This window comes from Pseudomonas sp. 32A, from assembly GCF_052682255.1.
This window is the reverse complement of record NZ_JBQYLY010000001.1, coordinates 265073-287099: the sequence shown is the minus strand read 5'-3', so window position 1 is coordinate 287099 and position 22027 is coordinate 265073. Positions and strand designations below refer to the sequence as shown.

At 61.9% G+C, this 22027-nt stretch carries 26 protein-coding genes; 23 read left to right on the top strand and 3 right to left on the bottom strand.

Annotated elements, in window-relative coordinates; genetic code table 11:
* Positions 1-17: 17 nt before the first annotated feature.
* From selO to ACUN0G_RS01305, 3 genes are all read left to right on the top strand, one after another.
* On the top strand, positions 18-1481 hold the full coding sequence (selO, locus tag ACUN0G_RS01315) for a protein adenylyltransferase SelO (protein WP_445572535.1): 1464 nt from the start codon (positions 18-20) through the stop codon (positions 1479-1481).
* 132 nt (positions 1482-1613) lie between these two features.
* Complete coding sequence (locus ACUN0G_RS01310) at positions 1614-1889, top strand: hypothetical protein (RefSeq protein WP_177049102.1); 276 nt, start codon at positions 1614-1616, stop codon at positions 1887-1889.
* A gap of 32 nt (positions 1890-1921) precedes the next feature.
* Complete coding sequence (locus ACUN0G_RS01305) at positions 1922-3073, top strand: MFS transporter (RefSeq protein ID WP_445572534.1); 1152 nt, start codon at positions 1922-1924, stop codon at positions 3071-3073.
* A 19-nt stretch (positions 3074-3092) separates the two neighbouring features.
* On the opposite strand, the gene ACUN0G_RS01300 is transcribed toward ACUN0G_RS01305, so the two are convergent.
* Entirely contained in the window at positions 3093-3320 is a 228-nt protein-coding gene (locus ACUN0G_RS01300; protein WP_421524131.1) for a hypothetical protein, read from the bottom strand.
* Positions 3321-3404: 84 nt separating this feature from the next.
* On the opposite strand from ACUN0G_RS01300, the gene trxC reads away from it, so the two are divergent.
* Positions 3405-3839 (top strand): thioredoxin TrxC, encoded by a 435-nt coding sequence (gene trxC, locus ACUN0G_RS01295; protein WP_003209402.1) that lies wholly within the window; start codon positions 3405-3407, stop codon positions 3837-3839.
* Here the strand turns inward: trxC and ACUN0G_RS01290 are convergent.
* Entirely contained in the window at positions 3827-4075 is a 249-nt protein-coding gene (locus ACUN0G_RS01290) for a DUF6124 family protein (RefSeq protein ID WP_445572533.1), read from the bottom strand. The two genes, trxC and ACUN0G_RS01290, sit on opposite strands and share 13 nt — an antisense overlap.
* A gap of 429 nt (positions 4076-4504) precedes the next feature.
* Positions 4505-5275: a ParA family protein gene (locus tag ACUN0G_RS01285; protein ID WP_003209397.1), complete on the bottom strand. Its 771-nt coding sequence runs from the start codon at positions 5273-5275 to the stop codon at positions 4505-4507.
* 347 nt (positions 5276-5622) lie between these two features.
* Here ACUN0G_RS01285 and ACUN0G_RS01280 point away from each other — a divergent pair, with 347 nt between their 5' ends.
* From ACUN0G_RS01280 to ACUN0G_RS01190, 19 genes are all read left to right on the top strand, one after another.
* The gene (locus tag ACUN0G_RS01280) at positions 5623-6345 is read left to right on the top strand and encodes a beta-ketoacyl synthase chain length factor (RefSeq protein ID WP_421524128.1); all 723 of its coding nucleotides are present in this window, start codon (positions 5623-5625) and stop codon (positions 6343-6345) included.
* Positions 6321-7133: a lysophospholipid acyltransferase family protein gene (locus ACUN0G_RS01275; protein WP_178902872.1), complete on the top strand. Its 813-nt coding sequence runs from the start codon at positions 6321-6323 to the stop codon at positions 7131-7133. The genes ACUN0G_RS01280 and ACUN0G_RS01275 overlap by 25 nt, the downstream gene beginning before the upstream one ends.
* Positions 7111-7380, top strand: a complete 270-nt coding sequence (locus ACUN0G_RS01270) for a phosphopantetheine-binding protein (RefSeq protein ID WP_003209392.1) — start codon at positions 7111-7113, stop codon at positions 7378-7380. Before ACUN0G_RS01275 ends, ACUN0G_RS01270 begins: the two co-directional genes overlap by 23 nt.
* Before the next feature lie 9 nt (positions 7381-7389).
* Positions 7390-7644 carry an acyl carrier protein gene (locus ACUN0G_RS01265; RefSeq protein ID WP_003209389.1) on the top strand — a complete coding sequence of 85 codons (255 nt, stop codon included), beginning with the start codon at positions 7390-7392 and terminating at the stop codon, positions 7642-7644.
* The gene (locus ACUN0G_RS01260) at positions 7641-8186 is read left to right on the top strand and encodes a COG4648 family protein (protein WP_076015477.1); all 546 of its coding nucleotides are present in this window, start codon (positions 7641-7643) and stop codon (positions 8184-8186) included. Before ACUN0G_RS01265 ends, ACUN0G_RS01260 begins: the two co-directional genes overlap by 4 nt.
* On the top strand, positions 8183-9853 hold the full coding sequence (locus ACUN0G_RS01255) for an ApeI family dehydratase (RefSeq protein WP_445572532.1): 1671 nt from the start codon (positions 8183-8185) through the stop codon (positions 9851-9853). The genes ACUN0G_RS01260 and ACUN0G_RS01255 overlap by 4 nt, the downstream gene beginning before the upstream one ends.
* Before the next feature lie 170 nt (positions 9854-10023).
* Positions 10024-10758 carry a glycosyltransferase family 2 protein gene (locus ACUN0G_RS01250; protein ID WP_258343345.1) on the top strand — a complete coding sequence of 245 codons (735 nt, stop codon included), beginning with the start codon at positions 10024-10026 and terminating at the stop codon, positions 10756-10758.
* Complete coding sequence (locus ACUN0G_RS01245) at positions 10755-11690, top strand: LpxL/LpxP family acyltransferase (RefSeq protein WP_177071100.1); 936 nt, start codon at positions 10755-10757, stop codon at positions 11688-11690. Before ACUN0G_RS01250 ends, ACUN0G_RS01245 begins: the two co-directional genes overlap by 4 nt.
* Complete coding sequence (locus ACUN0G_RS01240) at positions 11674-13215, top strand: HAL/PAL/TAL family ammonia-lyase (RefSeq protein WP_177071099.1); 1542 nt, start codon at positions 11674-11676, stop codon at positions 13213-13215. The genes ACUN0G_RS01245 and ACUN0G_RS01240 overlap by 17 nt, the downstream gene beginning before the upstream one ends.
* Entirely contained in the window at positions 13208-13633 is a 426-nt protein-coding gene (locus ACUN0G_RS01235) for an acyl-CoA thioesterase (protein ID WP_421524126.1), read from the top strand. The genes ACUN0G_RS01240 and ACUN0G_RS01235 overlap by 8 nt, the downstream gene beginning before the upstream one ends.
* A complete protein-coding gene (locus ACUN0G_RS01230; RefSeq protein WP_445572531.1) occupies positions 13630-14340 on the top strand; it encodes an outer membrane lipoprotein carrier protein LolA in 711 nt (236 codons plus the stop codon). Before ACUN0G_RS01235 ends, ACUN0G_RS01230 begins: the two co-directional genes overlap by 4 nt.
* Positions 14330-16648: an MMPL family transporter gene (locus ACUN0G_RS01225; RefSeq protein WP_445572530.1), complete on the top strand. Its 2319-nt coding sequence runs from the start codon at positions 14330-14332 to the stop codon at positions 16646-16648. Before ACUN0G_RS01230 ends, ACUN0G_RS01225 begins: the two co-directional genes overlap by 11 nt.
* A complete protein-coding gene (locus tag ACUN0G_RS01220) occupies positions 16645-17379 on the top strand; it encodes a class I SAM-dependent methyltransferase (RefSeq protein ID WP_003209370.1) in 735 nt (244 codons plus the stop codon). The genes ACUN0G_RS01225 and ACUN0G_RS01220 overlap by 4 nt, the downstream gene beginning before the upstream one ends.
* On the top strand, positions 17376-17858 hold the full coding sequence (locus ACUN0G_RS01215; protein WP_445572529.1) for a hypothetical protein: 483 nt from the start codon (positions 17376-17378) through the stop codon (positions 17856-17858). Before ACUN0G_RS01220 ends, ACUN0G_RS01215 begins: the two co-directional genes overlap by 4 nt.
* Positions 17855-19021, top strand: a complete 1167-nt coding sequence (locus ACUN0G_RS01210; protein ID WP_445572528.1) for a beta-ketoacyl-[acyl-carrier-protein] synthase family protein — start codon at positions 17855-17857, stop codon at positions 19019-19021. The genes ACUN0G_RS01215 and ACUN0G_RS01210 overlap by 4 nt, the downstream gene beginning before the upstream one ends.
* Entirely contained in the window at positions 19018-19479 is a 462-nt protein-coding gene (locus tag ACUN0G_RS01205) for an ApeP family dehydratase (protein ID WP_445572527.1), read from the top strand. Before ACUN0G_RS01210 ends, ACUN0G_RS01205 begins: the two co-directional genes overlap by 4 nt.
* Positions 19476-20204 carry a 3-oxoacyl-ACP reductase FabG gene (gene fabG, locus ACUN0G_RS01200; protein WP_258343333.1) on the top strand — a complete coding sequence of 243 codons (729 nt, stop codon included), beginning with the start codon at positions 19476-19478 and terminating at the stop codon, positions 20202-20204. Before ACUN0G_RS01205 ends, fabG begins: the two co-directional genes overlap by 4 nt.
* On the top strand, positions 20204-21430 hold the full coding sequence (locus tag ACUN0G_RS01195) for a beta-ketoacyl-ACP synthase (protein ID WP_445572526.1): 1227 nt from the start codon (positions 20204-20206) through the stop codon (positions 21428-21430). Before fabG ends, ACUN0G_RS01195 begins: the two co-directional genes overlap by 1 nt.
* Positions 21431-21455: 25 nt before the next feature.
* Positions 21456-21905, top strand: coding sequence for a hypothetical protein (locus tag ACUN0G_RS01190; RefSeq protein WP_445572525.1), 450 nt, complete (start codon positions 21456-21458; stop codon positions 21903-21905).
* The last annotated feature ends 122 nt before the right edge of the window (positions 21906-22027 follow it).

Below are 22027 nucleotides of genomic sequence, written 5' to 3'. Positions count from 1 at the left end.
CTGCTGGGAGATGGCCGTTGAAAGCCCTCGACGAACTGACCTTCGACAACCGCTTCGCCCGCCTGGGCGACGGCTTCTCAACCCACGTGCTGCCCGAACCCATCGACGAACCGCGTTTAGTGGTCGCGAGCGAAGCGGCCATGGCGCTGCTGGATCTCGACCCTGCCGTGGCCGAAACGCCGGTATTTGCCGAGCTGTTCGGCGGGCACAAGCTATGGGCCGAGGCCGAGCCGCGGGCGATGATCTATTCCGGGCATCAGTTCGGCTCCTACAACCCGCAACTGGGTGATGGACGTGGATTGCTGCTGGGCGAGGTTTACAACGAAGCGGGCGAACATTGGGACCTGCACCTCAAGGGCGCCGGGCAAACCCCGTATTCGCGCATGGGCGATGGGCGTGCGGTGCTGCGGTCGTCGATTCGCGAGTTTCTGGCGTCCGAAGCGTTGCATGCACTGGGCATTCCCAGCAGCCGTGCACTGTGTGTAATCGGTTCCACCACGCCGGTATGGCGCGAGAAACAGGAGCGCGCCGCCATGGTGCTGCGCCTGGCCCACAGCCACGTGCGCTTTGGGCATTTCGAATATTTCTACTACACCAAAAAGCCCGAACTGCAGAAGCAATTGGCGGAGCACGTGCTGTCCCTGCACTTCCCGGAATGCATGGAACAGCCAGAGCCTTACCTGGCAATGTTCCGTGAAATCGTCGAGCGTAATGCCGAGTTGATCGCCAAGTGGCAGGCCTATGGGTTCTGCCACGGAGTGATGAACACCGACAACATGTCGATCCTCGGCATCACCTTCGACTTCGGGCCGTTTGCGTTCCTGGATGATTTCGACGCGCAGTTCATCTGCAACCACTCGGACCATGAAGGGCGTTATTCCTTCAGCAACCAGGTGCCGATCGGGCAGTGGAACCTGAGCGCACTGGCCCAGGCGTTGACGCCGTTTATCAGCGTCGAGGCGCTGCGGGAAACGCTGGGGCTGTATCTGCCGTTGTTCCAGGCCCACTACCTGGACCTGATGCGCCGCCGGTTGGGCCTCACCACCGCCGAAGATGACGATCAAAAACTGGTGGAGCGCCTGCTGCAACTGATGCAAAACAGCGGCGTCGACTACACCCTGTTCTTCCGCCGGCTGGGGGATGAATCAGCCGCATTGGCCGTGGCGCGGTTGCGCGACGACTTTGTCGACCTCAAGGGGTTTGATGAGTGGGCGGACCTGTACAAAACCCGTGTAGAGTGCGACGCCAGCGGCACAGAAGAACAGCGACGTGAGCGGATGCATGGGGTGAATCCGCTTTATATCCTGCGCAACTATTTGGCGCAGAACGCCATCCAGGCGGCGGAGCTTGGGGATTACAGCGAAGTGCGCCGGCTGCATGAAGTGCTGACCAAACCGTTTGAAGAGCAGCCGGGGATGGAGCAATACGCCCAGCGGCCGCCGGATTGGGGGAAGCATTTGGAGATTAGTTGTTCGTCGTAGGAGTTAAACCCGAGCGACATATAAAGAAATAAATACCGGACGCGCCTGACATCATTAAACATCTCTTCGGCCTAGGGTTGGCCTGTTGCAATCACGCAACAAACCTAAGCAGATATGAAATGGAGGTGCGTCATGGGCGTCGATGTTCCAAACCTGGAATCGGTGTGCGATCACGCTACACCCGAGAAATATTCCGCTGTCCGTCTACACATGGACTTGTCCTTCCCTCACCACGACCTTTCCCAGGTCAATGCCTGGCTGGAAAAGCGGGCATGGAAGCCACTTGAGCTGTTTTTGGTTGAGCGATATCCACAGCACAAGGAAGTAATAGCGCTGTGGCTCCAAGGGAGCCAAGCCAGGGCCGAGGCGAATGAGCCTGTCGCCACTCTGCGCGCAGTGAATACGTAAGCAGTGGTACAGAGGAGCCGGAGCATCAGGCCGTGACCCCAGGCCTTAGGGTCGTGGTGGCCAGGACGCTGGTCAGTGCGGTTGTTTTCGACGCTCTTGTTCCTCTTTCTCCGTTAATCGCTCAGGACTTGAGTGTTTCTCCGGCATTCTTTCAAGGCATGCTCGGCTTTTGCCTGATGGCTTTCGCATTCAGCCAGTTGTTTTCAACGCCGCTGGTCAACCGACTGGGAACCAGCGTCAGCCTGGCCGGTGCATCGGTGCTGATCGCGCTGCTATGTGCCGCAGTGGCGTTATCAACAAGCGCCCTCATGCTATCGATCATCTTTACTTTCATGTTCATCGCCAACGCGGTGGCAGCAACCTCTTCACGCCTTTGGCTACGTCAACGACTCGGGCAAACAACCTTCCAAAGCGCAACAGCTTATCTCTTGAGTGCTATTAGCGTCCTTACGGTACTAAGCCCGCCGACTCTGCTGGCGGCAGCCTCGTTTTGGGGGTGGAGATGGGTTTTTGGCGTACTCGGTTGCCTGCTTTTTATAATCGGCCTGGGACTTCTGGCCACTCATCACGGCAAGGCAACCGACCAAGGCCAACAGGCTGCAACTGAAACCCAATCTTTACTAGGGAAACACCCGAAATTCATCTGCGGTTTACTGCTTGCACTCCTGATACAGAGCGCCTTCACACAGCTGAACCTCAGCAAGGCGTTTGCCCTGCAGGGAGTTTTTCATCTCTCATCACAAGCAACAGGCATGATCCTTTCAGGTTGGGCGGCGCTGGTAGCGGCAGGTTTTTTCTTTTCAGGGAAAGCCGTCACACGATTCAGTGACGCCCAACGCCTAAATGCTGGATCGGTCTCTCAGTGCCTCGCCGCGCTCTTGATGGTAGCGGCATGGCTACATGTCGATATCTACCTTTACTTGGCAGCTGCAGCAGCAACCAGTATTGCCTTCTGCATTTTGTTGCCCCTTGCGACCGGCTGGGCACTGGATATCGACGCGTCTCACCAAGCCAAAGCTTCTGCGGTTTTCGGATGCATCACTGTGGCCGGGGCAGGATTATTAACCTGGCTAGGGTCTCAATGGAATGCACCACTGCTTTTCACTCTGATGCTGGTGATTGGGGGTTGTGCTGTGGGCAACGTGTTTGCCTGCCAACTGGCACGAAAGAAGATTGGGCACTGATGGCTTATGACTAACGCTATTAGCCATTTACAGGCATCGGACGATGCTCAAGGTCATAACCTTCGATCCAATCACCGATGATATCTAACATCCCAATCAGCGCGTGGCTTTCGTCCTCCTCAACCTCATCCAACAACTCGTCGAGCGCCATAACCAAAATATCGTAATCCTTCTCGGTCTTGGGCTTACGCAAGAGAGCAGAAACAAAAGGCCAATGTTCGATAGCCTGCTTGACGATTTCGCTCATGTTGCCCTCTCTATCAGTTGTTCCTTGATAAACCAAGTCGTCGGCTCCAAATAGAACCCATTGGCCACTTTCACGGAGCCCAGTATGTCCGACTCTCTAGTAATCCCCTGCCCCCACTGCAACGGTCTCAATCGCATCCCCAACGAACGCCTGGGTGATGCGCCGAAGTGCGGGCGCTGCAAGCAACCGGTGCTGCTGAGCAAACCCTTTGAACTGAAACAGGGCGATTACGCCAGCCAGATCAAAGGCGATTTACCCCTGTTGGTGGATGTGTGGGCCGAATGGTGCGGGCCGTGCAAGTCGTTTGCGCCGGTGTTTGAGCAGGCCGCCGGGCAACTGGCCGGGAAATGCCGGCTGGCCAAGCTCGATAGCGAGGCCAATCAGCAGTTATCCGCTCAGTTGGGGATTCGCTCGATTCCCAGCCTGATCCTGTTCAAGAATGGCCGGGAAGTGGCGCGTCAGAGCGGTGCGTTTCCGTTACCGCAGTTGATGAGCTGGCTGCGCAGTCAGGGCGTTTGAGGTAACGGGGCACCCCGGTCCATCACTTGCCCCATCAGCAATACGCCCAATTCGCTCAACTGATGAATGGCCAACGCGACATCGCGTTGCTTGCCGGTGAGGTCGTCGGAAAGGTCGAGCAAGAGGGTAGTGACTGAGGAGAAGGTTTCGTAGGTGTTGAGGATCAGGGTTTCGGTGGCTTGGCCGGGGCTGACTGTAAAAAGGTACGACGGGGGATTTGGAGTAGCTTTAAACATGGTCGACATTCCTGATTGGAGCCGCCATCTGATCGCTACTAAACGAATTAGGGTGGCAGCTGTACGCAGGTTAGTAGACCGGGAAATGTCGAAGCCGGCGCGCCCGAAGACGCCCTACGCACAGCTACCATCAAGCACAGACTCAGCGCCTGAAAGATGAAGCTTATGCACTTAACGACAAACACTCGGGCTACTAAACCCGATCACTGAGAATTCAGCGACCGAGCAACCTTAGAGACGCCCATCCAGACGCACAAGCCGGCGGATTCTGGCGTAACTGTAGGCAACGGCGCAAGACGATAGGCTATTTGTAGGAGCGAGCTTGCTCGCGAAGAACCCGAGAGCGCCGCGTTCATCCAGGCAGCCCGCGTAATCGTTGACGTCTTTCGCGAGCAAGCTCGCTCCTACAGGGGGCGAACGACTGCTGGATCACGCGTTTTCCAGCAGGTTATGCAACTCCACAAACTGCTGTGTCAGCTTGTGCCGTGGGTCCAGGTGGATCAGCGGCATGTTCGCCTGGTGCGATTCACGCATGCGCACCGAGCTGGTCAGGTACACCGGCAGTACCGGCAACCCTTCGGCAATCAATTCATCCAGCATCTGCTGCGGCAGGCTCGCCCGGGCCTGGAACTGATTGACGACGATCCCTTCCACTTCCAGCCCTTCGTTGTGGTCTTCCTTCAATTCTTCAATCTCTGCCAGCAGGCCATACAGCGCCTGGCGGGAGAAACTGTCGCAATCGAAGGGGATCAATACACGATCAGCGGCAATCAGCGCTGAAACGGCATAGAAGTTCAACGCCGGCGGGGTATCCAGGTAGATCCGGTCGTAGTCCTCACTCAATTCATCCAGCAGCTTTCGCAGCTTGTTGATCTTGTGCTTGGCCTCGAGCTTGGGCTGTAAGTCGGCCAGTTCTGCGGTAGCGGTGATGACGTGCAGGTTGTCGAACGGGGTTTCGTAGATATCCACCTGGTTCTTCTTCGAAAACGGCCCGGATGACAGGGTTTGCTTGAAGAAATCGGCGATTCCCATAGGGATATCGTCGCCGGTCAACCCGGTGAGGTACTGGGTTGAATTGGCCTGGGCATCGAGGTCCACCAACAGGGTTCGATAGCCTTCGCTGGCGCTGACCGCCGCCAGGTTGCAGGCAATGCTGGATTTGCCAACACCGCCTTTTTGGTTGAACACCACGCGCCGCATGGAAAAACCTCCGTGTATCAATGAATGACCGAGTGTAGAGGGCAAAAGCGCCGGTTCGCTACCTCGTTCGCTTCTGTACTACAGCATCAGAGGCTCTATCTCGCACAAGAATTTCCCACCAACCTGACAAAGTAGGAAATACCTGACACCCGGTGCCCCACTCCCACGACGGACAATCAGTAATTCATTTCAACGAATTTGTAATCAGTCGTGAACAATTCTTTACCAAAGTTTGCTAGAACCCCGCAGCACCGGGATAATGCGCGCCACTCGGCGATTGCTCCCTGTCCCGGAATTCGGGGCCAATGGCCGCACAAGGAAGCCCGCAGGGGCGGGATAACTTCTCAGTGATCAATTTCAACATTGCCCAATGGCGTGCCTGGGCTCCCGGGCTCGAAAGCGCGGACGACTGGCGCACCTGGTGCCAGCAGCCGACCGTGCTCCCCCGAAGCGAGTCGGCCCCCGACGTGTCGTTCCTGCCGGCCATGCAGCGCCGACGCCTGAGCCGCCTGGCGCGCATGGCCTTCAGCGTGGGCTGGCCCCTGGCCGAAGGCCTGCAACAGCTTCCGCTGGTGTTTGTCTCCCGTCACGGCGAAACCCCGCGCACCCTCGATATTCTCAGCGACCTGGCTAATGACGAGCCACTGTCGCCGACCCAGTTCAGCCTGTCGGTGCATAACGCGGTGATTGGCCTGTGGTCGATCCTGCGCAATGAAACCAGCGAAATGACCGCCCTCGCCGCCGCCGGCGACGGCCTGGAACACGGCATGCTCGAAGCCGCCGCCCTTCTGAATGAAGGCGCACCGGCTGTGTTGCTGATCATTACCGAGGAACAGCCGCCCGAGGCGTATGCGCGCTGGATCGATGACGTGCCCTTCCCCTACGCCCTCGGCCTGCTGCTGACACCGGGCGACGAGTGGCAACTGGAACTGAATACAGCCGCTGTCCAACCCACCACCAAAGCCCAGTGGCCCCACGCCCTGAACCTGCTGCGCACCCTGCTGAACGAACAGGGGGCCTGCCAACATGCCTGGAAGAACCGAGTATGGAACTGGCAACGCAAGTCCTGACCGAAAAGCCTCGGAAGGCCTACTACTGGCGCCTGTTCGCCACTGCCACCGCCTTCGCCCTGTTTGGCCTCGGCGGCCTGTGCCTGCGTGTGCTGGTGTTTCCGCTGCTCAGTTGCCTGCCGGGTGATGCCAAACAGCATCAGCGACGCGCCCGCCACACCATCAGCTGCCTGTTCTGGTTGTTTATCCGCATGATGATGCGCCTGGGCATCCTGACCTACAGCGTCGAAGGCGCGGAAAAGCTCGGCCGCCCGGGCCAGATGATCATCGCCAACCACCCATCGCTGGTGGACGTGGTGTTCCTGATCGCCCAGATGCGCCAGACCAACTGCGTGGTCAAGCAGAGCCTGTGGCAGAACCCGTTCACCCGGGGCCCGGTGCGCGACGCCGGCTACATCAGCAACGATGGCAGCGCCGACATGCTCGATGCCGCTGCCGACGCCCTGCGAGACGGTCAGACCCTGATCATTTTCCCGGAAGGCACCCGCACCTCACCGGGCCAGGCACCGACCTTTCATCGCGGCGCCGCCGCCATTGCCCTGCGCGGTGCGAGCATCATCACGCCGGTGGTGATCAAGGTCAGCCCCACCACCCTGACCAAGGCCGAACCCTGGTATCGCATCCCGAATCGCCGCTTTCACTTCAGTTTGCGGGTGGGTGCCGATATAGAACCACAGGCGTTTGCCGCACAAGGGCCCGCGCCCCAGGCTTCACGCAAGCTCAACGATTACCTGCACCAGTATTTTATTAAGGAGCTCGCCGAAGATGAGCAACCCACACAGCCTTGAGCACGACATAAAAACGCTGATCATCGAGGCCCTGGGCCTGGAGGACATCAGCGAGAGCGACATCGGCAACGAGCAAACCCTGTTCGGCGAAGGCCTTGGCCTGGATTCAGTCGACGCCCTGGAATTGGGCCTGGCGATCCAGAAAAAGTACGGCATCAAGATCGATGCCGACGCCAAGGACACCCGTAATCACTTCACCAACGTGGCCAGCCTCGCGGCGTTCGTCACGGCCCGACAGGCAGCTTGAGACCGTACCATGCAAACTCGTGACGATATTTTCAACACCTTGCGCGACGCCCTGGTGGAACTGTTTGAACTGGAACCGGAACGCGTCACGCTCGACGCCAACCTGTACCAGGACCTGGAAATCGACAGCATTGATGCGGTGGACCTGATCGACCACATCAAGCGCCAGACCGGCAAGAAAATCGCTGCCGAAGAGTTCAAGGCCGTGCGCACCGTGAACGACGTGGTTGAGGCGGTGTACCGTCTGGTTCAACCGGCCGCATGAGCCGGCTGATCGGCCTTGGCCTGTTGCTGGCGGGGCTGCTGTACCCTTTTGCGGTGTATTACGGCACGGAACATTTTGCCCCGTGGCAATTTGGCCTGCTGCTGGGCAGCCTGTGGCTGTTGCGCGCCCTGACCGGCGCCAGGCGCCCGGGCAGCCGCTGGATGGCGGCGGCGATCATCGTCTTTTGCCTGTTGCTCGCCTGGTTCGATAACCCGCAGATGCTGCGCTGGTACCCGAGCCTGGTCAGCGCGTTCATGCTGGCCCTGTTCGGCTTGAGCCTGAAATACGGGCCGCCGATGGTTGAGCGCCTGGCACGCATGACCGAGCCGCAACTGCCCGAAAAAGCCGTTGTGTACACCCGAAAGGTCACCGTGGTGTGGAGTGTGTTTTTCCTGTGTAACGGCCTGCTCGCCGCCGCCCTCACCCTGTGGGCGCCGTTGAGCTGGTGGACGTTGTACAACGGCATGATCGCCTACGGGCTGATGGGGCTGTTGTTTGCCGTGGAATGGCTGGTACGACAAAGGGTTCGAGGCCGCGTATGAATTGGTTGAATCTTGAGCACTTGCTGCTTGAGCCTGTAGAGCAGCGTTGGGTGACCACCGAACCTGCCCTGGATCACCCACAGCTGTGGGAGAAGTCCCTGAGCCTGGCCGCCGGGTTGCAAGCCCGGGGCATCCAGCGCCTGGCGGTGCACCTTGAGGATGCAGGCGTGCTGGCGATCGCCCTGCTGGGCGCGTGGCGTGCAGGCGTCAGCGTGTTGTTGCCCGCTGACCTGCAACCGCAAACGCGCCAACGCTGGGATGATGCCGTCGACGCCTGGCTGACCGAAGCCGGCGACCTGGATGCGCTGTATCAAGCGCCATTAAGCGCCGCGGCCCTGGACCTGGACGCCAGCTGCCTGAGCCTGTGCACCTCCGGCTCCAGCGGCGAGCCCAAGCGCATCGACAAAACCCTGCGCCAGATGGCCAACGAGGTCCAGGCGCTGGAAACCCTGTGGGGCACCGACCTGGGCGAGGCTTGCATCATCGGCAGCGTCGCCACCCAGCATATCTATGGCTTGCTGTTCCGGGTGCTGTGGCCGTTGTGTGCGGGGCGTACCTTTGTGCGCCAGCAGTTGGCATTCCCCGAAGACTTGCAGCGCGCCAGCCGTGAGCATTCGCAATTCGCCTGGGTCGCCAGCCCGGCGTTGCTCAAGCGCATGGGCGACAACCTCGACTGGCCAGCGCTCACGCCGGTCAAACGGGTGTTCTCCTCCGGCGGCGCCTTGCCCCTTGAAGCCGCCGGCAGCCTGCATCAGCGCCTGCAACAGTGGCCGACGGAAATCCTCGGCAGCTCGGAAACCGGTGGCATCGCCTGGCGCCAGGGCGAACAACCGTGGAAGCCGTTTGCCGACGTGCAACTGAGCCAGGACGCCGACGGAGCGCTGCGCATCGCCTCGCCGTACTTGCCCGCCGGCCATATCGAACAGACCGCCGACGCCGCCAACATCCACGCCGACGGCCGTTTCGAATTGCTGGGCCGCCTGGACCGCATCGTCAAACTGGAAGAAAAACGCATCTCCCTGCCGATGCTCGAACAAGCGCTGATGAACCATGCCTGGGTCGCCGAAACGCGCCTCGGCGTGGTGCAGGAAAACCGCGCCTCCCTCGGCGCCCTCGTGGTGCTCAGCGCTGAAGGTTTGCACGCGCTGCGCAACCAGGGCCGGCGCACCGTCACCCAAACCCTGCGCCAGCACTTGAGCCAACACTGCGAAGCCCTGGCCCTGCCCCGCCGCTGGCGGCTGTTGCGCCAGTTGCCGCTGAACACCCAAGGCAAGCTGCCCCAGGCCGACGTCGAAGCCCTGCTGCTGGCATCGCGCCCGAAAGCCCCGGAAGTACTGGAACAAGTCGAAGCCAACGGTGAATGGACCCTGCACCTGGCGATCCCGCCGGACCTCGCCTACTTCAGCGGCCACTTCCCGCAAACCCCGGTGCTGCCGGGCGTGGTGCAAGTGGATTGGGCGCTGAACCTGGGCCAGCAACTGCTCAACCTGCCGGGGCAGTTCGCCGGGATGGAGGTGCTCAAGTTCCAGCAACTGGTACGCCCGGATGACCGGATCGAACTGCACCTGCGGTTCGATCAGGAGCGTGGCAAGCTGTACTTCGCCTACCGCAATGAGGCGGCAGCCTGCTCCAGTGGGCGCATTCTTTTGGAGCTGGCGAGTGAATAAGCTTCTGTTGTGGCGAGGGAGCTTGCTCCCGCTGGAGTGCGCAGCACTCCCAACCCAGGCACTGTGGTTTATCAGGCAAATCGGTGTCGCCTGTATTGGGGCCGCTTCGCAGCCCAGCGGGAGCAAGCTCCCTCGCCACAAAAAGCGCTTCTGCCAATGGGGTGCCTGGTATGCATAACCCCTGCGCCCTGATCCCGGTCTACAACCACGAAGCCGCCGTGCCCGCCGTGGTTCATAGCGTGCTGTCCAGCGGCCTGCCATGCCTGCTGGTAGACGATGGCAGCAGCGCAGCCTGCGCCGCTGTCCTGGCGCAACTGGCAACCCTCGACAACGTGTCCCTGCTGACCCTGCCCACCAACCAGGGCAAAGGCGCGGCCGTCATGGCCGGCTTTCGCGAAGCCGCGCGCCTGGGCTTCACCCATGCCCTGCAAGTGGACGCCGACGGCCAGCACGACCTGCGGGAAGTCAGCACCTTCCTCGACGCCTCCCGCGCCCACCCGAATGCAGTGATCTGTGGCTATCCGGAATACGACGAAAGCGTACCCAAGGGCCGTCTATACGCGCGCTACCTGACCCACGTGTGGGTATGGATCAATACCTTGTCGCTGCAAATCCGCGACTCCATGTGCGGCTTTCGCGTGTACCCACTGCCACCGACCCTGGCCTTGATGGACTCGGCCAACATCGGCAAACGCATGGATTTCGACTCCGACATTCTGGTGCGCCTCGCCTGGCGCAACCAGCCGATGCGCTGGCTGCCGACCAAGGTGCACTACCCCGCCGACGGCCTGTCGCACTTTCGCCTGTTCCACGACAACGCGCTGATTTCCTCGATGCACACCCGGCTGTTCTTCGGCATGTTGGTGCGCGCGCCGATGATCCTCTGGCGCCGGTGGCAGGCATGACCCAAGACACCAAGCACTGGGCCGACCGCGAAGAACGCGGCAGCTTCTGGCTGATGAAATTCACCGCCTTCGCCGCCAAGGTCCTCGGGCGCCGGCTGCTGAGCCCGCTGCTCTACGGCATCGTTTTCTACTTCTTTCTGTTCGGCCGCACGGCCCGCCAAAGCGCCTGGCAGTACCAGCAGCGCCTGGCCGACTGGAGCCAGCGCGACGACCTGCGCCCTACCCATAGAAGGGTCTTCGGCCAGTTCATGGCGTTCGCCGACGCCCTGCTGGACAAGCTCGACGTATGGAACGGCAAGTTGCGCCTGGAGCAGATCGAAATCATCGACCCGGCTCAACTGCGCGGCCAGCTGCGCAGCGAGCGCGGGCAGATGCTGGTGGGCGCGCACCTGGGCAACCTTGAAGTGTGCCGCGCCCTCGCCGAGCTGGGCGAAAAGGTCACGATGAACGTGCTGGTGCACACCAAGCACGCCGAACGCTTCAACCGCATATTGGGCGAAGCCGGGGCGACCAATTTGCGCCTGATTCAAGTGAGCGAACTCGACCCGGCGGTGATGATGATGCTCAGCCAGCGCCTCGACGACGGCGAGTGGCTGGCGATTGCCGGCGACCGCGTACCGCTGCATGGCGGGCGTACGGTGCGCGTGGATTTCCTCGGCCATGACGCCGCCTTCCCCCAAGGCCCGTGGCTGCTGGCCGGCTTGCTGAAATGCCCGGTCAACCTGCTGATGTGCTTGAAGCATCAAGGCCGTTATCGCCTGATCATTGAGCCGTTCGCCCGGTTGATCGAATGGAAACGCAGCGATCGCCAGCAGGTGATCGCTCAATGGACCGCCCGCTACGCCGAGCGCCTGGGCCAGTTCTGCCTGGAAGCGCCCCAACAATGGTTCAACTTTTACCCTTTCTGGAAGACCGATGACGACGCATCTTGAGCCGGTAACCTTCGGCGAACTCCCCCTGCGCATCGAAGACGTGCTGGCCCTGGCCAACCGTCAGGCGCCGACTCAATTGCAAGCCGATGCCAAGTACCGCCAGCGTATCGCCAAGGGCGCGCAGTTCCTCGATTCGTTGCTGGACAAGGAAGGCGTGATCTACGGCGTGACCACCGGCTATGGCGACTCGTGCGTGGTGGCGGTGCCGCTGGAGCACGTCGAAGCGCTGCCCCGCCACCTCTACACGTTCCACGGCTGCGGCCTGGGCAAGTTGCTGGATGCGCAAGCCACCCGCGCGGTGCTGGCGGCGCGGTTGCAGTCGCTGTGCCACGGCGTATCTGGCGTGCGCGTGGAGTTGCTGGAGCGCCTGCATGCGTTCCTGGAATTCGACGTGCTGCCGCTGATTCCGGAAGAAGGCTCGGTGGGCGCCAGCGGTGATTTGACGCCGCTGTCCTACGTGGCCGCGACCTTGTCCGGCGAGCGCGAAGTGCTGTTCCGTGGCGAACGTCGCCAGGCCGCCGACGTACACCGTGAGCTGGGTTGGGACCCGCTGGTACTGCGCCCGAAAGAAGCCTTGGCGCTGATGAACGGCACCGCCGTGATGACCGGCCTCGCCTGCCTGGCCTTCGCCCGCGCCGACTACCTGCTGCAACTGGCCACGCGCATCACCGCGCTGAACGTGGTGGCGCTGCAAGGCAACCCGGAGCATTTCGACGAGCGCCTGTTTGCCGCCAAACCGCATCCGGGGCAGATGCAAGTCGCCGCCTGGCTGCGCAAGGATCTGGCCATCGACGCACCGACCGCGCCGCTGCATCGCCTGCAAGACCGTTACTCGCTGCGTTGCGCGCCCCACGTCTTGGGCGTGTTGGCCGACAGCCTGAACTGGCTGCGTTCGTTCATCGAGATCGAACTCAACAGCGCCAACGACAACCCGATCATCGACGCGGAAGAAGAGCGCGTGCTGCACGGCGGCCACTTCTACGGCGGCCACATCGCCTTCGCCATGGACAGCCTCAAGACCCTGGTGGCCAACGTCGCCGATCTGCTGGACCGCCAGCTCGCCCTGCTGGTGGACGTGCGTTACAACCACGGCCTGCCGAGCAATTTGTCGGGTGCGCCAGCCGAGCGGGCGATGATCAACCACGGCTTCAAAGCCGTGCAGATCGGCACCAGCGCCTGGACCGCCGAAGCCCTGAAAAACACCATGCCGGCCAGCGTGTTCTCGCGCTCCACCGAGTGCCACAACCAGGACAAGGTGAGCATGGGCACCATCGCCGCCCGCGATGCGATTCGTGTGCTGGAACTGACCGAACAAGTCGCCGCCGCCACCTTGCTCGCCGCTAATCAGGGCGTATGGTTGCGGGCCCAGGCTGAAGACGCGCGCCCGCTGCCCCCGGCGCTGGCCGCCATGCACATCGAACTGGCCAAAGACTTCCCGCCGGTCATCGAAGACCGCGCCCTGGAAGGCGAACTGCGCCTGTGCCTCAAGCGTATCGCCGAGCAACACTGGAGGCTGCATGCGTAGCCCCGGCGTGTTGCACTGCGACACTGAAATCCTCGTGCCGTTTTTCGATATCGACACCATGAACGTGGTGTGGCACGGGCACTACGTGAAGTACCTGGAAATCGCTCGCTGCGCCTTGCTGGACAAGCTCGGCCACAACTACACGGCGATGCTGGAAGCGGGCTACGCCTGGCCGGTGATCGATATGCAGCTGCGCTATGTGCGCGGTGCGACCTTCGGCCAGACTATCAACGTGCGCGCCAGCCTGGTGGAGTGGGAGAACCGATTGAAGGTCAATTACCTGATCAGCGACAAGGCCACGGGCGAACGTCTGACCCGCGCCAGCACCGTGCAAGTGGCGGTGGAAATTGCCAGTCGCGAAATGCAGTTGGCCTCGCCGAAAGTATTCACAGACGCCGTAGAGAGAGCCTTGAAATGAGATTCCCTGTGGGAGCGGCGGTGCGACGATTCGACTTGCTCGCGAAGATCGTCAACGATAACGCAGGCCGCCTGACACCCCGCGGCGCCCTCTGGTTCTTCGCGAGCAAGCTCGCTCCTACAAGGGTCGCGTTGATGCTGTTGTTAGGCATTCCAGGCCTGGCCCATGCTTTCGACCTGCAACAACTCAGCGATCAGCTTGCAAAGCCAACGGTGATCCACGGCAACTTCATCCAGGAAAAACACTTGCGCGCCCTGCCGCAGCCGCTGACCAGCAAGGGCACGTTTGTCCTGGCCAAGGATCACGGCTTGCTGTGGCTGCTGAAAACCCCGCTGCAACAGGACTACCGCATCAGCGCCAACGGCATTGCCCGGCGTGATGCCAACGGCTGGCAATTGTTGCCGAACAAGAGTGCCGGTGCCGAACAAAATCGTTTGTTCCTCGCCGTGTTGCAGGGCGACAGCAGCGGCTTGCAGCGTGACTTTGAACTGCAGCTGCAAGGCGAAGCCACGCAGTGGAAACTCACGTTGATCCCCCGCTCGCTGCTGCTCAAGCAGGTGTTCACCCAGATCAATATCGACGGCGGCGAGCTGGTGCAAAAAATCGAGCTGCTGGAAACCCAGGGCGACAGCACCGTACTGCGCATGCAGGACAGCACCAGCAGCCAACCTTTGAGCGACGCGGAGCAACACGACTTTGCCGAGTGAACGCTGGTTGCCGCGCCTGTTCCTGATCCTGCTGGTGGCCGTGTTGGCCCTGGCGGGTTGGCAATGGCGCCATGGCGCACCGCTGTCGGCGAACCTGATGGAACTGGTGCCCGGCACCGCACCGGATGCGCTGGAACTGCGCGCCGAACAGCGCATGCAGGAACCACTGAACCGCGAAATGCTGGTGCTGGTGGGGCATGCCGACCGGCAACAAGCCGTGGCCATGGCGACGCAATTGGGCGAAGCCTGGCAAGCCAGCGGCCTGTTTGAGAAGGTTCAGTGGAACCTCCAAGCCGACCTGCCGGCCCTGCGTCAGCAGTTGCTGCAAGGCCGCCTCGCGATGCTCTCGGCCAAGGACCGCGAGCAACTGATCGACGAGCCCCAGGCGTTTATCCAGCAACGGGTTCAGGCGCTGTTCGACCCGTTCACCGGTTTCAGCCTGGTGCCGAGCCAGGACGATTGGCTGGGCCTCACCGGGCGTATTCAGAACAGCCAGCCGCAGCACGGTTCGGTGCAGCTGGATATCGGCAGCGGCGCGTTGATCGCCGACGCCGACGGCAAAAGCTGGGTGCTGCTGCGGGCGCGCACCACTGGCAATGCCTTCGACATGAAACTGCCGCTGCAAGTGGCTGAGCTACTCAAGGCCAGCCGCGAGCAGGCCGACCAGCAAGGCGCGCAATTGCTCGCCGCCAGCGGCCTGTTGTACGCGGCCAATGGTCAGCAGCAGGCGACACGGGAAATCACCTGGGTCGGCGGCGGCGCGACTGCCGGGATCCTGTTATTGCTGCTGTTGGCATTCCGCCGCTGGCGTGTGCTGTTGGCGTTTGTGCCGGTGCTGGTGGGCATGTTGTTTGGTGCGGTGGCCTGTGTGGCGCTGTTCGGGCATATGCATGTAATCACGTTGGTGTTGGGCTCGAGCCTGATCGGCGTGGCGGTGGATTACCCGCTGCATTACCTGTCCAAGAGCTGGAGCATGAGCCCTTGGCGCAGCTGGCCGGCCTTGCGCATGACCTTGCCGGGCTTGAGCCTGAGCCTGGCCACCAGTTGCATCGGTTACCTGGCCCTGGCGTGGACGCCGTTCCCGGCGCTGACGCAAATCGCGGTGTTCTCGGCGGCGGGCCTGGTGGGTGCTTACCTGTCGGCCGTGTGCCTGCTGCCGGCCTTGCTCAAGGGCGTCGAATTGCGCCCGGCGCAGTGGCCATTGCGCATTGCCGAGTTTCTGCTGAGCGTGCGTGAGTCGCTGCTCAAGCGCCTGCCCAGTCCGGTGTTATTGGTACTGGTGTTGGTGTTTTGCGCAGGCGGCCTATGGCACCTGAACAGCAAAAACGATATCCGCCAGTGGATCGGTGCGCCGCCGCAGTTGCTGCAGGAAGCCCAGGCCGTTGCGCGGATTACCGGGTTCCAGCCCACCAGCCAGTTCTTTCTGGTACGGGCGGACAATCAACCGCAATTGCTGGAGCGCCAGGCTGCGCTGAGTCAGCGTCTGGATCAGTTGGTGAACATGGACAAGCTCCAGGGCTACCTGGCGCTCAACCAGTTGGTCAGCGCGCCGGCGGAGCAACAGCAACTGCGTGAAGCCCTGAACCAACTGCCGCAGTACTGGCAGCCATTGCTGGACCTCGGCGTACCGGCCGTCGCGCTGCAAGCCGAGTTGGCCCAGTTGCAGGCCCTACCCACCGAAGACATCGACGCGGCGCTGATCGGCCCACTGGCGGAGCCGTGGCGCACACTGTGGCTGGGGAATGTCGACGGTGGCGTGGCGGCGATGGTGAGCCTGCAAGGGTTGAACAACCCGGCTTTGCTGCGGGTACAGGCCCTGGATCTGCCCGGCGTGCAGTTGGTGGATCGCCTGGGCGACTTGAACCAGGTGTTTGCCGCAACGCAAATCAGCGCCGCCGAATTGAAATTGATGTCGTGCGTGTTGATCGTACTGTTACTGATCCTGCCGTTCGGCTTCGGCGGTGCCCTGCGCATCGTCGCCCTGCCGCTGCTGGCGGCGCTGTGCAGCCTGGCCAGCCTGGGTTGGCTGGGGCAGCCGCTGACGTTGTTCAGCCTGTTCGGCCTGCTGTTGGTAACCGCCATCAGCGTCGACTACGCGATCCTGATGCGTGAACAAATTGGCGGCGCCGCGGTGAGCCTGTTGGGCACACTGTTGGCGGCCGTGACTACTTGGCTATCGTTCGGCCTGCTGGCCATTTCCAGCACGCCGGCGGTGAGTAATTTTGGGCTATCGGTGAGCTTGGGGCTGGCATTCAGCTTCATGCTGGCACCGTGGGCCGCCCCGTCCGGGACAAGGAAGAAACGATGAGCAGCCAATACCTCAGCAAGAACTACGTCGAAGAAACCAAATTCGGCTTCTGGTTCCTGCGCAGCCACACCTGGCAGCACCATGTGCTGCGCGTGGCCATCAACGACCTGCGCAGCCTGTTCAGCGACCCGCTGCCGGTTGCTCCGGTGCTGCTGGACGCTGGCTGCGGCCAGGGCAAGTCGTTCCAGTACTTGCAGCAGGTGTTCGCCCCCGAGCGCCTGATCGGCCTCGACGCCGACCCACACAGCCTCGACCTGAGCCGCGCCGAAGCCGCGCGCCAAGGCATCGCCATCGAGTTGATCGGCAGCGATTGCGCGACCCTCGACGTGGCCGACGCCAGTGTCGATGTGCTGTTCTGTCACCAGACTTTCCATCATCTGGTAGAACAACATCGAGCCCTGAAAGAGTTCTATCGCGTACTCAAGCCGGGCGGCTATCTGCTGTTTGCCGAGTCCACCGAGGCCTATATCGACACCTGGGTAATCCGCTGGCTGTTTCGTCACCCGATGCATGTGCAGAAAAGCGCAGAAGAGTACCTTGAGATGATTCGCGAGCAGGGCTTTGAGTTCGGCCCGCAGAACGTCTCGTACCCGTACCTGTGGTGGAGCCGCGCCACCGATTTCGGCCTGCTTGAGCGCTGGGGCCTGCGCCAGCCAAAACCGGCCGGCCAGCGCGAAGAAACCTTGGTCAACGTGGTTGCCCGCAAACCTCTGGCGAGCGCTGAAACATGATCCGAATGCTGTTGATCGGTTGCCTGTTGCTGCTGAGTGCCTGCGCCAGCCAGCCGCCGTTGCCGTCGAAAACCCCGGTGCTGAGCCTGCCGTTGCAACTGCATGTGCAGCGCGAACAGGATGGCCAACGTCAAGACTGGCTGCTGGTGATGCAGCGCGAAGCCGGCGGGATTCGCTGGTCGATGATGGACCCGTTGGGCATTCCCCAGGCTCGGCAGAAGTTGATCAACGGCGCCTGGCAGGCCGACGGTCTGCTGCCGCCCAATCCCCAGGCACGAGAGTTGTTCGCCGCGCTGTTGTTCGCCCTCACCTCGGCGGATGAAGTCTCCAAGCTGTACCCCGACACCCAGGAAATGGACTTGATCCGCACCCTGCCGTCCCGCTGGAAGATCACCTATCACTCCTCCCTGGTGTTTCGCGTGGACGTGATCGGGCAACACCTGACCTACCGCATCTCGCCGCTTGAGGCCACCCGATGACCGCCTACCTCAATGCCCTCGGCGTGATCTGCGCCCTGGGCCGCGACAAGCGCGAAGTCAGCCGCAACCTGTTTGCCGGCGACTGTTCCGGCATGGGCGCCGAAAGCGGCTGGGTGCCGGAGCGTGTGTTGCCGGTGGCGGGCGTGCACGGTGAACTCGCGGCGATCCCGCCCGGGCTGGAATCCCACCACAGCCGTAATAATCAGCTGTTGCTGGAAGCGGCGTTGCAGATTGACGGCGAGATCCGGCAAGCGATTCAGACGTTCGGTGCGTCGCGCATTGGCATCGTGCTCGGCACCAGCACCTCGGGCATTGATGAAGCCAGTCGTGGCATCGCCCACTACCTGCGGGAAAAAAACTTCCCCGGCGACTACGACTACCTGCAACAGGAACTCGGCGCCCCGGCCAATTTCCTCGCCGACTGGCTGCAACTGAGCGGCCCGGCCTACGTGATTTCCACCGCCTGCACCTCCAGTGCGCGGGCGCTGATGAGTGCCCAACGCCTGTTGGACCTGGGCGTGTGTGATGCGGTGATTTGCGGTGGCGTCGACACCTTGTGCAAGCTGACCCTCAATGGTTTTTCGTCCCTGGAAGCGGTGTCGGCACAGCGCTGTAATCCGTTCTCGGCGAACCGCAACGGCATCAATATCGGCGAAGCCGCCGTGCTGTTCCTGATGAGCAAAACCCCGGCGCCGGTCGCACTGCTGGGCAGTGGCGCCAGTTGCGACGCCCACCATATTTCCGCGCCCGAGCCCACCGGCAAGGGTGCGTTGCAAGCGATGCGCAAGGCCCTGGCCAGCGCAAAACTGACGCCCGGGCAGATCGGTTACCTGAACCTGCACGGCACCGCCACGCAACACAATGACGCCATGGAAAGCCTGGCGGTCGCGGCCCTGTTCCCGGGCGGCGTAACCTGCTCCTCGACCAAACCCATGACCGGCCACACCCTGGGTGCCGCCGGCGCCCTGGAAGCGGCGTTCTGCTGGCTGAGCCTGGCAGAAGGCGTGGTGCCGCCCCATGTCTGGGATGGCCAGGCCGACCCCGACCTGCCCGTACTGAAGTGGGCGTCGCCCGGCGACACCCTGGAAAAACGCTGCCTGATGAGCAACTCGTTTGCCTTCGGCGGCAACAACGTCAGCCTGATTATCGGAGACGCCCCATGACTGATTGGCCGCTCGCCGAACTGCTGCCCCACGCCGGTGACATGATCCTGATCGATCAGGTCCTGAGCTTTGATGAAGAACAGATTCAGACCCGCCTGACGGTCAAGCCCGGCGGGCTTTTCAACCGCGCCGACGGCAGCCTGCCCGCCTGGGTCGGCATTGAGTTGATGGCGCAAAGCGTCGCGGCCTACGCCGGTTGTCGCGCACGCCAGAAGGGTGAAGCCGTGGAGTTGGGCTTCCTGCTGGGCACGCGCAAATTCGAGTGCAACGTCGAGCACTTTCCCGCAGGCGCCGAGCTGACCATCCACGGCCTGCGCTCCCTGGAAGACGACAACGGCATGGGTGTGTTCGAATGCCACCTCACCGGCGACGGTATCCAGGCGAGTGCACGCTTGAACGTATTTCGACCGCCCCAGGCGGCCAACTATTTAGATGAATCGAAGGACACCACGCCATGACTGAATCCGTACTGGTTACCGGCTCCAGCCGTGGCATCGGCCGCGCTATCGCATTGCGCCTGGCCCAGGCCGGGCACGACATCGTGCTGCATTGCCGCAGCGGGCGAGCAGAGGCGGATGCGGTGCAGGTCGAAATCGAAGCCCTGGGGCGCAAGGCCCGGGTGTTGCAATTTGATGTGGTGGATCGCGCCAGCTGCAAGGAGATTCTGGAAGCCGACGTAGAAGCACATGGCGCGTATTACGGCGTGGTGCTCAATGCCGGGCTGACTCGCGACGGTGCGTTTCCGGCACTCTCGGAAGACGATTGGGACGTGGTGATGCGTACCAACCTCGACGGGTTCTACAACGTGCTGCACCCGGTGATGATGCCTATGATTCGGCGCCGCGCCGCCGGGCGGATCGTGTGCATTACCTCGGTATCCGGGCTGATCGGCAACCGTGGCCAGGTCAACTACAGCGCGTCCAAGGCCGGTTTGATCGGCGCCGCCAAGGCCCTGGCCATCGAGCTGGGCAAGCGCAAGATCACCGTCAACTGCGTGGCTCCCGGGCTGATCGACACCGCGATGCTGGATGAAAACGTACCGGTGGAAGAATTGATGAAAATGATCCCGGCCCAACGCATGGGCACCCCGGAGGAAGTCGCCGGGGCGGTGAATTTCCTGATGTCGGCCGAAGCCGGTTACATCACCCGCCAAGTGCTGGCCGTGAATGGAGGCCTGTGCTGATGAAACGCGTGGTGGTCACCGGCATGGCCGGCGTTACGTCCCTGGGCAGCGATTGGGCAACCATCGCCGCCAACTTCCGCGCCAACCGCAGCGGCATTCGGCGCATGGACGAGTGGGAGCGCTTCACCGAACTGAACACGCGGCTGGCCGGGCCGATCGATGATTTCGTGGTGCCCGCCCACTGGACCCGCAAGCAATTGCGCAGCATGGGCCGGGTTTCCCGGCTGGCGGTATGGGCAGCGGAACAGGCGCTCAAAGACGCTGGCTTGCTGGGCGACGAGTCGATCAAGGACGGGCGCATGGGCGTGGCCTGCGGCTCGTCCACCGGCAGCACCGACGAGATCAAGGCCTTCGGCAATATGCTGCTGAACTCGGTGGCCGAGGGGCTGAATGCCAACTCCTACGTGCGCATGATGCCCCATACCACGGCGGCGAATATCAGCATCTTCTTCGGCCTTACTGGCCGACTGATCCCGACGTCCAGCGCCTGCACCAGCGGTAGCCAGGGCATTGGCTACGCCTATGAGGCCATCAAGTTCGGCCGCCTGCCGCTGATGTTGGCAGGTGGCGCCGAAGAGCTGTGCCCGACCGAAGCCATGGTGTTCGATGCGCTGTACGCCACCAGCCTGAAAAACGATGCACCACAAACCAGCCCACGCCCCTACGACAGTGGCCGCGACGGCCTGGTGATCGGCGAAGGCGGCGGCATCCTGGTGCTCGAAGAACTGGAACACGCACTGGCCCGTGGCGCACACATCCACGCCGAAATCGTCGGTTTCGGCAGCAACGCCGACGGCCAGCACACCACCCGCCCGGAACAGGCCACCATGCGCCGCGCCATGGAGCTGGCCCTGGAAGATGCCGGGCTTTCGCCCGACGCCATCGGCTATGTGAACGGCCATGGCACCGCCACCGACCAGGGCGACATCGCCGAAACCCTGGCCACCAACAGCCTGTTCGGCAGCCGCATGCCCATCAGTTCGCAGAAGAGTTTCCTTGGGCACACCCTGGGCGCATGCGGCGCGCTGGAGTCGTGGTTCAGCATCGAAATGATGAACCGCAACCAGTACGTACACACCTTCAACCTCGACGAAGTCGACCCGCGCTGCGGCGAGCTGGACTACCTGCAAGGCGAGTTCCGCGAGCTGCACAACGACTACGTGATGAACAACAATTTTGCCTTTGGCGGCGTCAACACTTCGCTGATTTTCCGCCGCTGGGCGTGAGTTTTTTACTGACTGGAGAAATGGAATGTCTTCCCTGCTACGCGCAACACTGGTCGTTTTGGCCCTGCTCACCACCGCTGGCTGCACCAACAAACCGGTGCTCAACACCCAGCACGACTTGCCGGCAAACCCGCAGGTCAACGAAGAAAAAATGAAGCAGACCATTATCGCGGCCTTGAACAAACGCGAATGGGTCGTACAGCGCCTGAGCCCGCAGCTGGTGCAGGCCGAGATCAACGTGCGCAACAAATTCCACGCTGAAATCGACATCCGCTACACCGCCACCCGCTACGCCATCACCTACCGCGACAGCCGCGACCTGGGCTACAAGGACGGCAAGATCCACCGCAACTACAACCGCTGGGTGAGCATGCTGGACCGGGATATTCTGGCGGCGTTGCGCACCAATGGTGTGAGTGACAACGGGTCTGCCGCGCAGTTGTTCCAGCAGACCGGGACTTCGAAGCAGAACTGAAACGCCCGCTCCCTGTGGCGAGGGAGCTTGCTCCCGTTGGGGCGCGAAGCGCCCCTGAAACCTGCGATTGAGGGTTGTCTGGTAAAACTCAGTCGTCGGGTTTTGGGGCTGCTGCGCAGCCC

Coding starts and splice junctions, on each gene's coding strand:
- ACUN0G_RS01310 (WP_177049102.1), top strand. CDS start 1,614: ATGGGCGTCGATGTTCCAAACCTGGAATCGGTGTGCGATCACGCTACA.
- ACUN0G_RS01300 (WP_421524131.1), bottom strand. CDS start 3,320: ATGAGCGAAATCGTCAAGCAGGCTATCGAACATTGGCCTTTTGTTTCT.
- trxC (WP_003209402.1), top strand. CDS start 3,405: ATGTCCGACTCTCTAGTAATCCCCTGCCCCCACTGCAACGGTCTCAAT.
- ACUN0G_RS01290 (WP_445572533.1), bottom strand. CDS start 4,075: ATGTTTAAAGCTACTCCAAATCCCCCGTCGTACCTTTTTACAGTCAGC.
- ACUN0G_RS01285 (WP_003209397.1), bottom strand. CDS start 5,275: ATGCGGCGCGTGGTGTTCAACCAAAAAGGCGGTGTTGGCAAATCCAGC.
- ACUN0G_RS01275 (WP_178902872.1), top strand. CDS start 6,321: ATGGAACTGGCAACGCAAGTCCTGACCGAAAAGCCTCGGAAGGCCTAC.
- ACUN0G_RS01270 (WP_003209392.1), top strand. CDS start 7,111: ATGAGCAACCCACACAGCCTTGAGCACGACATAAAAACGCTGATCATC.
- ACUN0G_RS01265 (WP_003209389.1), top strand. CDS start 7,390: ATGCAAACTCGTGACGATATTTTCAACACCTTGCGCGACGCCCTGGTG.
- ACUN0G_RS01260 (WP_076015477.1), top strand. CDS start 7,641: ATGAGCCGGCTGATCGGCCTTGGCCTGTTGCTGGCGGGGCTGCTGTAC.
- ACUN0G_RS01255 (WP_445572532.1), top strand. CDS start 8,183: ATGAATTGGTTGAATCTTGAGCACTTGCTGCTTGAGCCTGTAGAGCAG.
- ACUN0G_RS01250 (WP_258343345.1), top strand. CDS start 10,024: ATGCATAACCCCTGCGCCCTGATCCCGGTCTACAACCACGAAGCCGCC.
- ACUN0G_RS01245 (WP_177071100.1), top strand. CDS start 10,755: ATGACCCAAGACACCAAGCACTGGGCCGACCGCGAAGAACGCGGCAGC.
- ACUN0G_RS01240 (WP_177071099.1), top strand. CDS start 11,674: ATGACGACGCATCTTGAGCCGGTAACCTTCGGCGAACTCCCCCTGCGC.
- ACUN0G_RS01235 (WP_421524126.1), top strand. CDS start 13,208: ATGCGTAGCCCCGGCGTGTTGCACTGCGACACTGAAATCCTCGTGCCG.
- ACUN0G_RS01230 (WP_445572531.1), top strand. CDS start 13,630: ATGAGATTCCCTGTGGGAGCGGCGGTGCGACGATTCGACTTGCTCGCG.
- ACUN0G_RS01220 (WP_003209370.1), top strand. CDS start 16,645: ATGAGCAGCCAATACCTCAGCAAGAACTACGTCGAAGAAACCAAATTC.
- ACUN0G_RS01215 (WP_445572529.1), top strand. CDS start 17,376: ATGATCCGAATGCTGTTGATCGGTTGCCTGTTGCTGCTGAGTGCCTGC.
- ACUN0G_RS01210 (WP_445572528.1), top strand. CDS start 17,855: ATGACCGCCTACCTCAATGCCCTCGGCGTGATCTGCGCCCTGGGCCGC.
- ACUN0G_RS01205 (WP_445572527.1), top strand. CDS start 19,018: ATGACTGATTGGCCGCTCGCCGAACTGCTGCCCCACGCCGGTGACATG.
- fabG (WP_258343333.1), top strand. CDS start 19,476: ATGACTGAATCCGTACTGGTTACCGGCTCCAGCCGTGGCATCGGCCGC.
- ACUN0G_RS01195 (WP_445572526.1), top strand. CDS start 20,204: ATGAAACGCGTGGTGGTCACCGGCATGGCCGGCGTTACGTCCCTGGGC.
- ACUN0G_RS01190 (WP_445572525.1), top strand. CDS start 21,456: ATGTCTTCCCTGCTACGCGCAACACTGGTCGTTTTGGCCCTGCTCACC.